Source organism: Pseudomonas knackmussii B13 (genome assembly GCF_000689415.1).
GTDB classification, from domain to species: Bacteria; Pseudomonadota; Gammaproteobacteria; order Pseudomonadales; family Pseudomonadaceae; genus Pseudomonas; species Pseudomonas knackmussii.
Genome location: NZ_HG322950.1, coordinates 2,816,839 through 2,831,032 on the forward strand (window position 1 = coordinate 2,816,839; position 14,194 = coordinate 2,831,032).

The window sequence follows — 14,194 nt, forward strand, 5'->3', positions numbered from 1 at the left end:
CACCCCATGACCGAACCCACTTCGGCGCCACCGAACCTGCCCCTGCGCCTGGCGGCGATAGCCGTCGCCGTGGGCGGCCTGGCCGCCGCCTTCGCCTTTGCCGCCGGCTTGTTCTCCCCGCAACGCCTGACCCCGGCGAAGCTGGTCAACGTGCTGGAGCAGAACGGCGGCGTGCACCCGGCCTACCGGCGCAACCACGCCAAGGGCATTTGCGTGGTCGGCCATTTCGAGAGCAATGGGGCTGGCAGCGAAGTTTCCCGCGCCACCGTCTTCGCCAAGGGCTCGGTGCCGATAGTGGGGCGCCTGGCGATTCCCGGCGGCAACCCGGCCGCCAGCGACGGCGCCGCGCCGATCCGCAGCCTGGCCCTGCGCTTCCTGCCCGAACACGGCGAGGAATGGCGCACCGGGATGAACGCCATGCCGGTGTTCGTGGTGAAGGACGCCCAGTCCTTCTATGAACTGCAGCAGGCCTCGCAGCCGCAGCCGGGCACCGGCAAACCCGATCCGGCGAAGATGGGCGCGTTCTTCAAGGCGCACCCGGAGAGCGCGGCCTTCCTCAGCTGGGTGAAGACCGCCGTGCCCTCGTCGAGCTACGCCAATAGCGCCTACTACGGCCTCAACGCTTTCCTGCTGGTCGACGCCCAGGGCCGCGAGCACCCGGTGCGCTGGTCGGTGCAGCCGCAAACGCCTTACCAGCCGCTCGCCGCCGAACAGCGCAACGAAGCGAATTTCCTCGCCGCCGATCTGCAACAACGCCTGGCCCAGGGCCCGGTGCGCTGGCACCTGCAACTGACCCTCGGCGAGCCCGGCGACCCCACCGACGACGCCACCCGTGCATGGCCGCAGAACCGCCGCAGCATCGATGCCGGCGAAGTCGTCATCGAGCGCGCCGTGGCCGAGCAAGGCGGGCCCTGCCAGGACGTCAACTACGACCCGCTGGTCCTGCCCGACGGCATCCGCGCCTCCGACGACCCGCTGCTGAGCGCGCGCTCGGCGGCCTATTCGGAATCCTTCAACCGCCGTACCCGCGAACAGGCCGCGCTGCCGGCCCAGGAGCAGCACCCATGAGCCGCCGTCCCGAGTATTTCCCGCTGACCCTGCGCGTCCTGCACTGGCTGATGGCCGTGCTGGTGATCGCCATGCTGCTGATCGGCCTGGGCATGGTCGCCAGCGTCTCGCCGCGCCATGCGCTGCTGGTGTCGATCCACAAGCCGCTCGGTGCGCTGCTGCTGGTGCTGGTGCTGATTCGCCTGTTCGTGCGCCTGCGCAGCCAGGTGCCGTCGTTGCCGGCCGAGATGCCTGGCTGGCAGCAGCGCATCGCCCACGCTTCGCACGTCGTGCTCTATGTGCTGCTGATCCTGCAGCCGCTGGTGGGCTGGGCCATGCAGTCGGCCGGTGGCTACCCGGTGGTGCTGGTCGAAGGCCACGAGTTGCCGGCGCTGGTCGACCCGTCAGTGTGGCTTCACAGCCTGTTGCGTAGCGCGCATGGCCTCATCGCCTTGCTGCTGATCGCGACCATCCTGCTGCACATCGCGGCAGCCCTGTTCCATGGCCTGGTCCGCCGCGATGGCGTCCTGGCCAGCATGACCGGCGGCCGCTTGCCGGCCGCCACTCCGTCCCCTGTACCGGGAGAACGCCCATGAAAACCCACCCCCTCAAACCGCTGCTATTCGCCCTGAGCCTGGCCGCTGCCTCGGCCGCCTTCGCCGCCGGCCCGACGCCGCCGGTCGAGGACTACCGCTACGGCAGCCACCCCGACATCGCCAAGGTGCTGCGCCCGGCCGACCTGGATTTCTGCGGTATCCGCGAAGTGGAAATGCTCTATGAGGATCACCAGGGTCAGCAGCACCTGCTGCGCTATCCGGTGTGGGGTCAGAACTGCCCGGACGGCGACTGAAGGGCGTACGCGGGGCCACCTGGAGGCCCCGCCTTCAGCGCTTGAGCAGCGCGCAGGCGATGCCGCCGAGGGTCAGCGCCAGGGCGGCGAACTCGCGCAGGCCCAGCGGCTCGCCGAGCATCACGGCAGCCGCCAGCACACCAACCGTCGGGGTCAAGAGCGTGCTGATCGAGGCAAGCGCCGGCGGCAGGCGTTTGAGCGCGGCGAACCAGGCGATGTAGCACAGGCCCATGGGCACCAGGGTCATGTAGACGAACACCGTCCAGCCGGTGCCGGTCAGCCGGCCCAGGTCGGGGCGCTCGAACCACCAGCCGTAGAGGGCCATCGGCAGGCAGCCGATGACCAGTTGCCAGGCCACGTTGCTCAATGGCGGCAGGCGCGGCGGGTTCATCGCCACCGTACCCAGGGCGAACAACACGGCCGCGGCCAGGGCGAAGAACACCCCCGGCGCCTTGTCCATGGTCAGCGGATGGGCGCTGCCGGCGAACAGCAGGCCGATGCCGACCAGGCACAGCCCGAGGCCGAGCACGGCGGCCAGGCTCGGCCGCCGCCCGGTGATCGGCCAGGCCAGCAGGATCGCCCACACCGGCATGCTGTAGACCAGCAGCGCCCCCTGGCTGACGCTGAGCCAGCGCATCGACAGGGTCGAGAAGCCCATCCAGACCACCACGTTGAAGCAGGCCGCCGCGACCAGGCGCAGGCGCTCACCCGACGGCACCCGCAGGGACTGCCCGGAGAACACCGCGAGCGCACCGATCAGCAGCGCCGCGCAGAGCCCGGAAGTGCCTCGGGCGAACAGCGGCGTGCATTCCTGCAGCAGGAGTTTCATGGCCGGCCAGTTCAGGCCCCAGCCGGTGGAGGTGACGACCAGGCAGGCGAGGCCGAGGCGGGCGGAGCGGTTGTTCATCGTGGCGGGCGGCAGGCAGCTGAAGGGAGCGGCGCATGACCGCTCGGTCGCGCCGCGCGGCAGGGTAGCAAGGGCAGTGGCGGGGCGACCAGTACGGGCGCTGCGATTGCCGAAGGACTTGTCGCAAACAGGGCTGGCGCGACGGATGCGCGCCAGCCTCGAACGCTTCAGTGGGTGATGGAGTTGCGTATTTCCCGCGCGGTGCAACCGAATTGCTGACGGAAGGCGCGGGTGAATTGCGCCTGGTCGCCGAAGCCCCAGCGGAACGCGAGTTCGCCAATGGAGAGGTGGCACTGCGGGTCGCGCAGCTGGCGGTGCACCGCTTCCAGGCGCTGTTGCCGCACCCATTCGCCGAGGGTGAAAGGCGTACTGGCGAAGAGCTTGTGCAGGTAACGCACGGACAGTCCGCAGGCACTGGCGATGGACTGCGGCGACAGGTCCGGGTCGCCGAGGTTCTGCGCCACGTAGCGCTCGACGCGGGTGAGGTGCAGGGTGCTGAGATTGGAGCCTTCGCTGCCGAGCACGCGCTCGTCCTGCTGCAGGGCCAGCAGCAGCGTCGACAGGCTCTGCTCCAGCAGCAGGTGGCGAGCCTCCGGCGGGCAGTCGTCGAAATGCCGGGCGCAGAGGTCGAGCTGTTCGACAAATACCCGGCCCAGGCCCTGGGTGGCGTCGAAGCAGTAGCGGGTGTAGCGCTCGGGGCCGCGCAGGTGGTTCTTCAGCGCGCGCTCCGGGAGCTTGAGGACCCAGAGGTCGTTATCGGCGCCGTAGTGGAAACGGTACGGCGAGTCGCCCCGTTCGACGATGAAGCCGCCGGGGCTGCAACTCAGCTGGCGGCCATCCTGCTCGAAGTGCACATCGGCGCGACGCGGCACCGTCACCAGGTAGAAGGCGTCGTGGTCCTGGCCGATCTGTGCCTTGCTGCGGGAGTAGCCCAGCTCGCTGGAGCGCAGGCGCGACAGGCTCAGCGCGGTACTGGGTGTGCTCCAGCGCTGCAGCTGGCCGTCGAACGGACGGTCGGCGGCGAACTCCAGGCTCAGGGCGAAATAGGTGTCGCTGATGGCTTCGGCCCAGCGCGCCTGGCGCTCCGGCTGCGCCCAGCTGTGCGTCGATAATTCTTGGGGCATGGTTCGTCCTTTTTCGAACAGGGCAGCCTGGAAAAAAGGAACTGCAAGCAAGCTACTCAAGCAGCTCTTGTTATTGTGTGAACAGCCCGGCAGCGCTGGGCTGCCGGGCTGGTAACGGGTCGATGATCGACGCGCTGGCGAGTTACATCAAGCGCCGCGCGTCACCCGGTAGGTGGCCGAGGGTTCGAGGGTCGCTTGCCAGCCTGGCGGTACCACGATGTTGGTGGTGTCTTCCTCGATCACGCAGGGGCCCTGCACGGTCTGCCCCGGCAGCAGGCGGTTGCCGTCGAATACGGCGGTGGACTGCCAGTCGCCGTCGGCGCTGAAGAGCATCGGCCGCAGGCTGTCCGGCACCGCGCGCGGCGGGTTCGGCGGGCCTTGCAGCTCCGGCTGCGGCGGACGCGGCAGGTGGCCGATTACCGAGCATTCTAGGTTCACCAGCTCCACCGGGCTGCTGGCTTCGCTGTACGAGTAGAGCGTCTGGTGGTGGCTGTGGAAGGACTCGATCAGCTCGGCCAGGCTGCTTTCGTCGAGCTGATGGCGCTCAAGCTCCACGCTGCACTCGTGGATCTGCCCCAGGTAGCGCATCTCCAGCGTGTAGTGGCAGCTGCTGGCCTCGTCGCCGAAGCCGTCGTCGCGCAGGTTGACCAGGCCCTGCTGGCGCAGGTCGGCGAGGGCGAGGTTGAGGCGGGACAGGTCGACGTGCCCGGCGTCCAGGCGCATCGGCAGGCTGGTCAGCTGGTCGTAGCGCACGTCCGAGAGGATTTGGCCGAAGGCGCACAGGCCGGAGGCGACCTTGGGGATCAGCACCGTCTGCATGCCGATTTCCTCGGCCAGGCGCACCACGTGCATGCCCGCCGCGCCGCCGGCGCCGATCAGGGCGAAGTCGCGCGGGTCGTGGCCACGCTCGATGGACACGCGGCGAATGCCGTTGACCATGTTCAGGTTCACCAGCGTGGTGATGCCGAAGGCTGCGCGTTCGACGCTGATCCCCAGCGGCTCGGCGATCCGGCTGCGAATGGCGTCCAGCGCGGCCTGGCGGTTGAGGCGGATGCTGCCGCCGAGCAGCGCGCCGTCCGGCAGGTAGCCCAGCGCCAGGTTGGCGTCGGTGACGGTCGGCTCGGTGCCGCCCTTGCCGTAGCAGACCGGCCCCGGCTTGGCGCCGGCGCTGCGCGGACCGACCTGGAGCATGCCGAACTCGTCGAGATGGGCGATGGAGCCGCCACCCGCGCCGAGGGTTTCCACCTGGATCATCGGCACGCCGATGCGCTGGCGGAGGAAGTCGACGTCCTTGCTGAAGTTGGTGCGCCCGGCGTTGGTCAGGGTGATGTCGAAGGAGGTGCCGCCCATATCCACTGTGATCACGTTGTCGATGCCGAACGGACGGGCGACCGACAGGCCTGCCTGGGGCGCGGACGCCGGGCCGGAGTTGATCGCATTCACCGCGCGGTCGCGCATCACATGGCCCGGCGCCAGGCCGCCGTTGGACTGGAAGTAGCGCACCGGCTGCTGGGCACCCAGCTCCTCGAACAGGCTGTCGATGCGTTCCACGTAGCGGGCCATCACCGGGCTCAGGTAGGCGTTGACCACGGTGGTGGAGGTGCGGGTGTATTCGCGGATCTGCGGGAAGACTTCGTTGCCGCTGCAGACGAATACGCCCGGCAGCGCCGCGCGCACCAGTTCGGCGGCGCGTTTTTCATGGCTGGGGTTACGCACCGACCAGACGAAGGAGATGGCCACGGCTTCCACGCCTTCGGCGCGGAAGTACTCGATGGCCTCGCGCACCGCGCGCTCGTCGAGCGGGCTGTGCTCGCGGCCATCGCCGAGGATGCGGCCGCCGATCGGGCGGCGCAGGTGGCGCGGCACCAGCATGTGCGCTGGCGGGTAGTGGGCGTCGTAGCGGTAGCCTTCTTCCTTGTGGCCGAGGCGGATTTCCAGGCTGTCCTCGTGGCCTTCGGTGCACAGCAGGCCGACCTTGACGCCGGTGCGCTCGATCAGCGCGTTGAGGGCGACCGTGGTGCCGTTGATGCACAGGTCGCAGGCGGCGATCACCTCGGCCGGCGTGCGGCCGGTGGCGTCGGCGATCTGCGCGAGGCCGGCGCGGATGGCCAGGGTGCCGTCCTGCGGGGTGGAAGGGGCCTTGAACAGCTGCACGCCGCCGTCGCGGTCGGCCAGGATGAAGTCGGTGAAGGTGCCGCCGGCGTCGATGCCCAGGCGATATTGGTTGCGCATGTCGGATCTCCGGTCAGAACTGGCCGCGCGCGGCGCGGGTGGCGGTTTCATCGAGGTGGCCATCGGCGTTGAGGATCACGCCGTAGTCGAGGGCCGCGCCCTGCGGCGACACCAGGCCGTTGCGGACATCCTGCAGGACCGCCGCCAGCGGGCGACGCTGTGGCTCGCCGTAACCCCCGCCACCGGGGTTGATGTTGATGATCCGCTCGCCCGGCTGGACGCTCAGCATGGGGTTCTGCGTGTAGTGGGTTTCCTCGCCATCGGCGCGGCGGTGGATCAGCCGGCCGAGCTTGGGTTCGACCAGTGCGTTGCGCGCGCCGGCAGCGCCGGCGGTGGGCAACTGGCGGCCTTCGCCGAAGCCGACCACGGTCATCGCGTGTTCCAGCGGCTCGATCTCCAGACGGGTGCCGGAGCCGCCGCGGAATTCGCCGGCGCCGCCGCTGTCGGCCATCAGGCTGTAGCGGTGGATCAGAATCGGGTAGGCGTGTTCCAGCAGCTCGATGTCACCGCTCATCAGCGCGCCGAAGCAGCACAGCGGCCCGCAGGCGTGCCAGCCGTCCATCACCTTGTTGGCGCCGGCGCCGGAGATGATCGAGGCCAGGACCATGGTCACGTATTCGCTGTTGCCGTTGCGCGGGTCGTGCCCGGCGATGTTGATGCCGCTGGCGTGACCCCAGGAGGCGGTCACGCGCTCCGGCGAGGCCTGCTCCAGGGCCTGGCGCACGGCGTCGGCCAGGGTTTCCATCGGCGTGGTGGTGCAGTTGACGTGAGGCGCCGGCTCCTCGGCGTTGCACAGGGTGCCGCGCGGGCCGACATCCACGCTGACGCAGCGGTACAGCCCTTCGTTATAGGGCGGGGCGACCTGGGCGAACATCATCAGGCCGAGGTAGACGCCGGAGACCGAGTTGCCCTCGTAGGAGTTGATGAAGTAGGGCACCTGCGGCGGGCTTTCGATGCGGATGTGCGCTTCTTCGCCGCGAATCTCCACGTGCGCGGTGATCGCCAGCTCGCCCAGGCCATGGCCGGAGTCCTCGAGCACGGCGGTGCCGCTGTAGTGCCCGTCCGGCACGTCGCGCAGCAGGGCGCGCATGTGCCGGTCGGCCATGCTCTTCAGCTCGGCGATGCAGGCGCGCACCTGCTCCACGCCGTACTTGTCGAGCAGCTCCAGCAGATGGCGCTCGCCGACGCTGCACGCACCGTATTGCGCGTTGAGGTCGCCTTCCTGATAGGGGCGGGCGCGCATGTTGGTGAGCAGCAGGTTGATCACGTCCTCGCGACGCTGGCCCTTCTCCCACAGCTTGACCGGGGGGATGCGCAGGCCTTCGGCGTAGATCTCCTTGGCGTCGGGGTTGTAGCCGGCCGGCACCGGGCCGCCGATGTCGGTGAGGTGGCCCTTGCAGACCGCCCAGAACACCAGTTCGCCCTGGTAGAACACCGGCTTGTACATGCAGCAGTCGAGGATATGGCTGCCCTTGTAGGCGGGGTCGTTGTGGTAGATCACGTCGCCTTCGGCGATGTCGTCGCCGAAGAAGCCGGCCACGCATTTCATCGCCGGGATCAGCGAGCCCAGGTGGATCGGGATGTCCTGCCCCTGCAGGATCATCTCCGGGAGGTGGTCGAACAGGGAGTTGGAGTAGTCATGGGCCAGGTTGAACACACTGGAGCGGCCGGTCTTTTCCAGGGTCAGGGTCATTTCGCGCTGCGCGGTTTCGAGCGCGCCACGGACAACCGCAAGGGTGATCGGATCAACTGTTTTCATAGGGCACCAACGCTTGTTCTTGTGCTTCGGGTGAGGGCCGCCGCGGGCGGCCCTTGTTGCATACGCTAAGGCCGGGGCGGGGTGGCTGGCTTGTCGCTGGGTGTACCCCTTGTTGCGTTTGGGCGCACTCGGCGGAGCGCGCCCCCGCCGGGGTCAGAAGTAGTAGCCAATGTTGCTGTAGAGCTGGTTTTCCCAGTGGCTGGTGCCACCGGCGCCGAGGCTCTGGGTGTAGCTGCCGCCGCCTATGTAGGGGTCGTTGCGGCCGTGCAGCCACTCCAGGGCGATCCACAGCGGGCCGAGGCTGAACGAGGTGCCGGCGATGAAGCGCTGGGAGTCCTTGAAGGCGGATTCGTCCTTGTCGAACAGGCTGTAGTTGGCATAGAGCTTCACGCCTGAAAGCCAGCCGTATTGCCCCGGCAGGCTGTAGCTGAGGTCCGCCACGTAGAGGTTGCCCTTGGCGGCGACGTTGAAGGTGCCGTCGAAGCTGCCGAAGCTCACCAGGCGGTCATCGCCGGGGTTCTCCGGGGTCATCTGCTGGCGTGCCGCCAGGCCCTGGAGCCCCCAGGCACCGTGTTGCGCGGTGGCGTGCAGGGCGGCGGCGACACGGTGTCCGTCGCGGTCGGTGTCCTGGTTCTCCAGCGTGGAGGTGAGCAACGAGGCGCCGACCTCGCCATTCCAGCCGTCGGCCTGGTAGCTGCGCGCGAGGCGACCGACCAGGATATTCGTCTCGTGGTTGTCGCTGCCGTCGACGACGTAGGTGTCGGCGCTGGCGACGCTGGTGCCGTATGTCCGGCCGCCCCGGCTGGTGCCGCGCCCCTGTTCCGCCGGGATCGGGTAGTAGGCCGCCTGCAGGTCCCATTCGCCCTGCCGGGCCAGGTACTTGAAGCCGATGTCCTGGGTGTCCTCCAGGCCTATCACGTTGCCGAGGGTCTCGAAGAAGGTGCTGCCGAAGTAGGGCGCCAGGCCGAAGGGGATGGCGGTCTGGCCGACCTGCAGTTGCTGTTCGGGAGTGAAGCGATAGCCGACCCAGGCGTACTCGGCGAAGGCGATGTCGCCGACCCGGTCGGTGTACTCGTAGGGATAGGCGTCGCCATAGAAGCGGTACTTGGCGGCGGCTATCCAGGTGTCGGAGTGGTAGTCGGCGGTGAGGAAGAAGGTATCGAAGCTCAGCTTCGAGAGGTCCCGGTCGGGGTCGTAGTCCAGCCGCCCGCGCAGGGCGCCGCCGAGGTCGAGGTTATCGGTGACTTCCACCGCACTGGCGTGCTGGGCCAGGCCGAGGGTGAGAAGGGCTGCATAAATCGAGGTAAGCCGAGTGCGTTGCAGTGACATGAACCGCTCCGGGTTTCTTGTTGTGGTTGCAGGTGAGGGGCCGCCCCGGCGGGCGGCCGGAAGTCAGCCCAGATCGCCCTGGAGCTGGTTGCGACGCAGCAGCAGGGGCGCTGCGCGGTAAACGAGGAAGGCCACGACGAAGGCGGCCGGCGCTGCGGCGGTGGCCAGGTCGGCGTTGCCGGAAAGCTGCAGGGCGATGCCCGCGGCGGCGGACAGCAACCAGGCCAGCAGGCCGCGGGCGCGGAAGGCGGGCGGGGGGTGGAGCCGGTAGCGGACGCTACGCGTCCCGAGCAGGTGCGCCAGGGTGATGGCGACCCAGCCGACGATGAACAGGCTTTGGTAGGCCAGCGCCTGGAGGATGTAGCTGAACACGTCGAGCAGCATCAGCAGGTAGACCAGCGCACCGGTCAGCAGCGCCCAGGCCACGTAGGGCACGCGCCGCAGGCCGAAGTGGCTGCAGAAGGCCTGCAGGTTGGTGGCGGCGAGGAAGAAGTTGCCGGTGTTGATCCGTGTCTGGCTGATCCACACGAAGAGCAGGCCGCCCAGGCCGATGAGCTGGATGATCGCCAGCACCACCGAGACCTCGCTCAGTCCGCCCTCGGTGGGAATGGTGGCGGCGAGGAAGATGCCGACCAGGCCGTTGAGCAGGAAGGCCACCGTGTAGAAGGGCATGCCGAAGTTGAAGCGCGCGTGGTAGGTGCTGTCTCCGGGCTTGCCGAAGCGGGCATAGTCCCAGGTGTACATCATCAGCACCCAGACGCCCATGAAGTAGGTGAAGCAGTTCCACCAGCCGTGGGCCACCGGCCCGCCCTTGGGCGCCAGGCTCAACCAGGCCGAGGAGTAGCCATACTCGCCGATGGCCATCGCCACCGCCGCCACCAGGCCCAGCAGGTAGAAGGGCAGCAGCACGCCGTTGAGCTTGTCGAGCCAGCGCATGGCATTGCCGAAGATCAGCAGCACGCTGTAGGCGACCACTACCAGGAACGCGGCGTGCAGTTCCAGCCCCGGCAGGTAGCGGTGCAGCGCCACCGCCATCACCGAGCCTTCGAAGACGCTGTAGTAGATGGCCGTGGCGCTGAAGATCAGCGTGGCCAGCGCCGCGCCGCTGCGGCCGAACAGCACCTGGGAAAACTGCGCGACGGACAGCCCGCTGGCGATGGCGTGGCGGGCGATGACGGCGTTGATGACGCCGTAGCTGAGCACCGACAGCACCAGGCCGATCAGTGCGTTCAGCGTGCCGTAGCCCATGGCCAGGGCGGCGGCGACGACCAGGTAGAACATCGCGCTGCAGATGCCCCACCAGGCCATGGTCAGGGAACCGCGGCCGAGCCGCTGGTCCTCGGGGATGGGGAGTTCGGGAGTCGTTTGCGTGTTGGAAAGTGCGCCAGCCATGACCGTAACCCTTCTTGTAATGGAGTGAGAGGCTCCAGAACGGTAAGGAAAAGCGTTCGATCGGGATTGGCGTTTGGCGTACGTGTTTTTGCGCCTGGGCGCACAGAAAACCCGCAGAGGCTCTGCCGCGCGGATCGCCGCTGGAGCGCTGCTGTCGAGGGGCGACGATGAACCGCGACCGGTCGGCCGCGGCTCGTACCCAATGGCCTCAGAACGGCCGGCTGCCGCTCAGGCTGATGCGCTTCAGGCGGCGCCGCTCGGAGGCGGGGAAGGCGTTGCGGGCGTGCAGGGTGGCCTGGTTGTCCCACCAGACGATGTCGCCGACCTGCCACTTGTGGGTGTAGATCAGCTCGGGTTTCTGCAGGTGCGCGCGCAGGCGTTCGATCAGGGCCTTGCCTTGTTGCGGGTCGGCGCCGGGGATTTCCACTTCGGTGTGCACGCTGAGGAAGAGCACGGGCTTGCCGCTTTCCGGATGGATGCGCACCAGCGGGTGTTCGGTGCCCTGGATCGGCTCGATGTCGGGAACGCCCGCCAAAAGGGGCCTGGACACTGATCGTGGACTCAATCCAGGCGCCATATGCAAATAACCAAAAAGTATTTATTTCTAATTTCTTATATCTGTAATCTCGCTCCTACCGGACCACCGGACACGCCCCGATCCCCCTGAAAACGTCCCGTGGTCCGTCCTCGCTCAGCAGGCGGCCGCCCAGTCCCTGAGGAGCAACGCCATGAAATCCATTTTCGCCCCGCGCCGCCTGCTGGCCGCGCTCGCCCTGGCCGGTATCGCCGGCGTCGCCCAGGCCGACATCACCCTCGGCTACCAGACCGGCATCGATCCGACCAAGGTTCCCCAGGCCGATGGCACCTATGAAAAAGCCATCGGCGAGAAGCTCGACTGGCGTCGTTTCAACAGTGGCGCCGAAGTGGTCACGGCCATCGCCTCGGGCGACGTGCAGCTCGGCAACCTCGGCTCCAGCCCGCTCGCCGCCGCCACCTCGCGCGGCCTGCCGATCGTGGCCTTCATCGTCACCGCGCAGATCAACGCGGCCGAGGCCCTGGTGGTACGCAACGGCAGCAAGATCGAGAAGCCCGAAGACCTGGTCGGCAAGACCATCGCCACGCCCTTCGTTTCCACCTCGCACTACAGCCTGCTGGGCGCGCTCAAGCATTGGAACATCGACCCGAGCAAGGTGAAGATCGTCAACCTCAACCCCACCGAGATCGCCGCCGCCTGGCGCCGTGGCGACATCGACGGCGCCTTCGTCTGGTCGCCGGCCCTGGGCGAGATCAAGAGGAGCGGCAAGGTGCTGACCGACGCCGCGGAAGTGGGCACCTGGGGCGCACCGACCTTCGAGGTCTGGGTGGCCCGCAAGGACTTCGCCGAGAAACACCCGGAAGTGCTGGCCAAGTTCGCCCGCGTGACCCTGGATTCCTTCGCCGACTACAACGCCCACAAGGCCCAGTGGACCGCCGATTCCGAGCAGGCGAAGAAGATCGCCCGCCTGACCGGCGCATCTCCTGCAGACGTGCCCGAACTGCTCGCCGGTTCGGCCTTCCCGGAAACCCAGGCGCAGCTCTCCAGCGCCCTGCTGGGCGGCGGCACCGCGAAGGACATCGCCGGTACTGCGGCCTTCCTCAAAGAGCAGAAGCGTGTGCCTTCGGTGCTCAAGGACTACAGCCCGTACGTCAGCGCCGAATACGTGCGCCAGGCGGAATCGGTCCAGGTCGGGCAGCGCTGAGGCGCGAGTGCGGCGGATAACCGCTACGCGGTTATTGCCCTACGCACACATCTTTCCCCTGTAGGAGCGCGCCATGCGCGCGAATCGCGGCCATGGGCCGCTCCTACAGGGTCATCAGGAAATACCCAGGATTCCTTCTCACCCTACGGAGGGCAGAAACATGAGCCGTTTGACGGCCGAGGCGGTGAGCCTCTCCTTCGAGCAGCATGGCCAGATCCGGCGCGTGCTGCATGAACTCACACTGGACGTGACCAAGGGCGAGTCCCTGGTGGTGCTCGGCCCTTCCGGCTGCGGCAAGTCGACCCTGCTCAACGTCCTCGCCGGCTTCCAGCAACCCGACCGCGGTCGCGTGCAGATCGACGGCCGCACCCTCGAAGGCCCCGGCGGCGAGCGTGGCGTGGTGTTCCAGGACGACGCCCTGATGCCCTGGCTGGACGCCCTCGACAACGTCGCCCTGGGCCTGCGCATTCGCGGCCTGGGCCGTGCCGAGCGCGAGGCCCGCGCCCGCGAGGTGCTGGGCCTGGTCGGCCTGCAGGAGCACGCGCATTACCGCGTCTCGCAGCTTTCCGGCGGCCAGCGGCAGCGCTTGGGCCTGGCCCGCGCGCTGGCGGTGGAACCGGATTTCCTTTTGCTCGACGAACCCTTCGGCGCACTCGATGCGTTGACCCGCGAGCGCATGCAGGTGCTGACCCTGGACCTGTGGCGCAAGACCGGCAAGGGCCTCTTCCTGATCACCCACAGCGTCGACGAGGCGCTGTTCCTGGCCACCGACCTGGTGGTCATGGACGGCCCGCCGGCGCGCATCGTCAAGCGCCTGCGTCCGGACTTCGCGCGGCGCTATGCGGCCGGCGAGCCGGTGCGTTCGATCAAGTCCGATCCCGAGTTTGGTCGCCTGCGTCAGGCGTTATTGGATGAGTTCTTGGAAGACGAGAGCCTGGAAGAGCCGGAGGCCGAACATGCCCACTGATACCCTGACCGCCAAGCTGCCTGCGAACCGTCGCAGCGCTGTGGTCCGCCCGCGTGATTCGCGCCGCTGGGCCGCTGCGGGCAGCCTCGGCGCGCTCTTTGCTTTCTGGTGGCTGGCCACGCATCTGGGCTGGGTCGACACCCTGTTCCTGCCGGCTCCCGAGCAACTGGTCGATACCTTCAAGCGCCTGCTCGCCGAAGGCTACGTCGACGCCAGCCTCTGGCAGCACATCGGCACCAGCCTGCTGCGCGTGCTGCTGGCCCTCGGCGCGGCGGTGCTGACCGCCATTCCGCTGGGCATCCTCATGGGCCTCAACCCGCTGGTGGGCGCCGCGCTCGATCCTCTGGTGGAGTTCTACCGGCCGATCCCGCCGCTGGCCTACCTGCCGCTGATCGTCATCTGGTTCGGCATCGGCGAGCTGTCCAAGGTGCTGCTGATCTACCTGGCGCTGTTCGCGCCGCTGCTGATCGCCACCGCCGCCAGTGTGCGCCGCGTGGACAAGACGCGCATCCAGGCGGTGCGCTGCCTGGGCGCCAACCGCTGGCAGGTGGTGCGCCACGTGATCCTGCCCAGCGCGCTGCCAGAAGTCCTCACCGGCCTGCGCATCGCCCTCGGCGTGGGCTGGTCCACCCTGGTCGCCGCCGAGCTGATCGCCGCCAACCGCGGCCTGGGCTTCATGGTGCAGTCGGCCGCGCAGTTCCTCGCCACCGACGTGGTGGTGCTGGGCATCCTGCTGATCGCCGCCATCGCCCTGAGCTTCGAACTGGGCCTGCGCTGGCTGCAGCGCCGCTTCGCATCCTGGGAGTAGGGCACGGGCCCGGCTTCGCGTACGAGAATTCGAGAGAGAA

The 14,194-nt window shown here is 68.2% G+C and carries 12 protein-coding genes and 1 pseudogene; 6 read left to right on the forward strand and 7 right to left on the reverse strand.

The window, feature by feature from the left end; translation table 11 throughout:
• Positions 1-6: 6 nt before the first annotated feature.
• The 3 genes from PKB_RS13325 to PKB_RS13335 are packed head-to-tail and all read left to right on the forward strand — an operon-like array spanning position 7 to position 1,897.
• Positions 7-1,068 (forward strand): catalase family peroxidase, encoded by a 1,062-nt coding sequence (locus PKB_RS13325; protein ID WP_043252417.1) that lies wholly within the window; start codon positions 7-9, stop codon positions 1,066-1,068.
• Positions 1,065-1,643, forward strand: coding sequence for a cytochrome b (locus PKB_RS13330; RefSeq protein WP_043252418.1), 579 nt, complete (start codon positions 1,065-1,067; stop codon positions 1,641-1,643). Before PKB_RS13325 ends, PKB_RS13330 begins: the two co-directional genes overlap by 4 nt.
• Positions 1,640-1,897, forward strand: coding sequence for a DUF2790 domain-containing protein (locus PKB_RS13335; protein ID WP_043252419.1), 258 nt, complete (start codon positions 1,640-1,642; stop codon positions 1,895-1,897). Before PKB_RS13330 ends, PKB_RS13335 begins: the two co-directional genes overlap by 4 nt.
• A gap of 34 nt (positions 1,898-1,931) precedes the next feature.
• Here the strand turns inward: PKB_RS13335 and PKB_RS13340 are convergent, their stop codons facing one another.
• From PKB_RS13340 to PKB_RS13370, 7 genes and pseudogenes are all read right to left on the reverse strand, one after another.
• A complete protein-coding gene (locus tag PKB_RS13340; protein WP_043252420.1) occupies positions 1,932-2,804 on the reverse strand; it encodes a DMT family transporter in 873 nt (290 codons plus the stop codon).
• Between the two features lie 167 nt (positions 2,805-2,971).
• Positions 2,972-3,928 carry an AraC-like ligand-binding domain-containing protein gene (locus tag PKB_RS13345; protein WP_043252421.1) on the reverse strand — a complete coding sequence of 319 codons (957 nt, stop codon included), beginning with the start codon at positions 3,926-3,928 and terminating at the stop codon, positions 2,972-2,974.
• A gap of 147 nt (positions 3,929-4,075) precedes the next feature.
• Positions 4,076-6,160, reverse strand: a complete 2,085-nt coding sequence (capA, locus tag PKB_RS13350; RefSeq protein ID WP_043252423.1) for a caprolactamase subunit alpha — start codon at positions 6,158-6,160, stop codon at positions 4,076-4,078.
• A 13-nt stretch (positions 6,161-6,173) separates the two neighbouring features.
• Positions 6,174-7,919 carry a caprolactamase subunit beta gene (gene capB, locus PKB_RS13355; RefSeq protein ID WP_043252425.1) on the reverse strand — a complete coding sequence of 582 codons (1,746 nt, stop codon included), beginning with the start codon at positions 7,917-7,919 and terminating at the stop codon, positions 6,174-6,176.
• A 153-nt stretch (positions 7,920-8,072) separates the two neighbouring features.
• The gene (locus PKB_RS13360; RefSeq protein ID WP_043252428.1) at positions 8,073-9,248 is read right to left on the reverse strand and encodes a hypothetical protein; all 1,176 of its coding nucleotides are present in this window, start codon (positions 9,246-9,248) and stop codon (positions 8,073-8,075) included.
• 63 nt (positions 9,249-9,311) lie between these two features.
• On the reverse strand, positions 9,312-10,640 hold the full coding sequence (locus PKB_RS13365; RefSeq protein ID WP_052355275.1) for a purine-cytosine permease family protein: 1,329 nt from the start codon (positions 10,638-10,640) through the stop codon (positions 9,312-9,314).
• A 208-nt stretch (positions 10,641-10,848) separates the two neighbouring features.
• Positions 10,849-11,163, reverse strand: a pseudogene (locus PKB_RS13370) (TauD/TfdA dioxygenase family protein); the annotation flags it as partial.
• Between the two features lie 205 nt (positions 11,164-11,368).
• On the opposite strand from PKB_RS13370, the gene tauA reads away from it, so the two are divergent.
• From tauA to PKB_RS13385, 3 genes are all read left to right on the forward strand, one after another.
• Positions 11,369-12,379, forward strand: coding sequence for a taurine ABC transporter substrate-binding protein (tauA, locus tag PKB_RS13375; protein ID WP_043252430.1), 1,011 nt, complete (start codon positions 11,369-11,371; stop codon positions 12,377-12,379).
• A 160-nt stretch (positions 12,380-12,539) separates the two neighbouring features.
• A complete protein-coding gene (locus PKB_RS13380; RefSeq protein ID WP_043252432.1) occupies positions 12,540-13,346 on the forward strand; it encodes a taurine ABC transporter ATP-binding protein in 807 nt (268 codons plus the stop codon).
• Complete coding sequence (locus PKB_RS13385; RefSeq protein ID WP_043252434.1) at positions 13,336-14,154, forward strand: ABC transporter permease subunit; 819 nt, start codon at positions 13,336-13,338, stop codon at positions 14,152-14,154. The genes PKB_RS13380 and PKB_RS13385 overlap by 11 nt, the downstream gene beginning before the upstream one ends.
• The last annotated feature ends 40 nt before the right edge of the window (positions 14,155-14,194 follow it).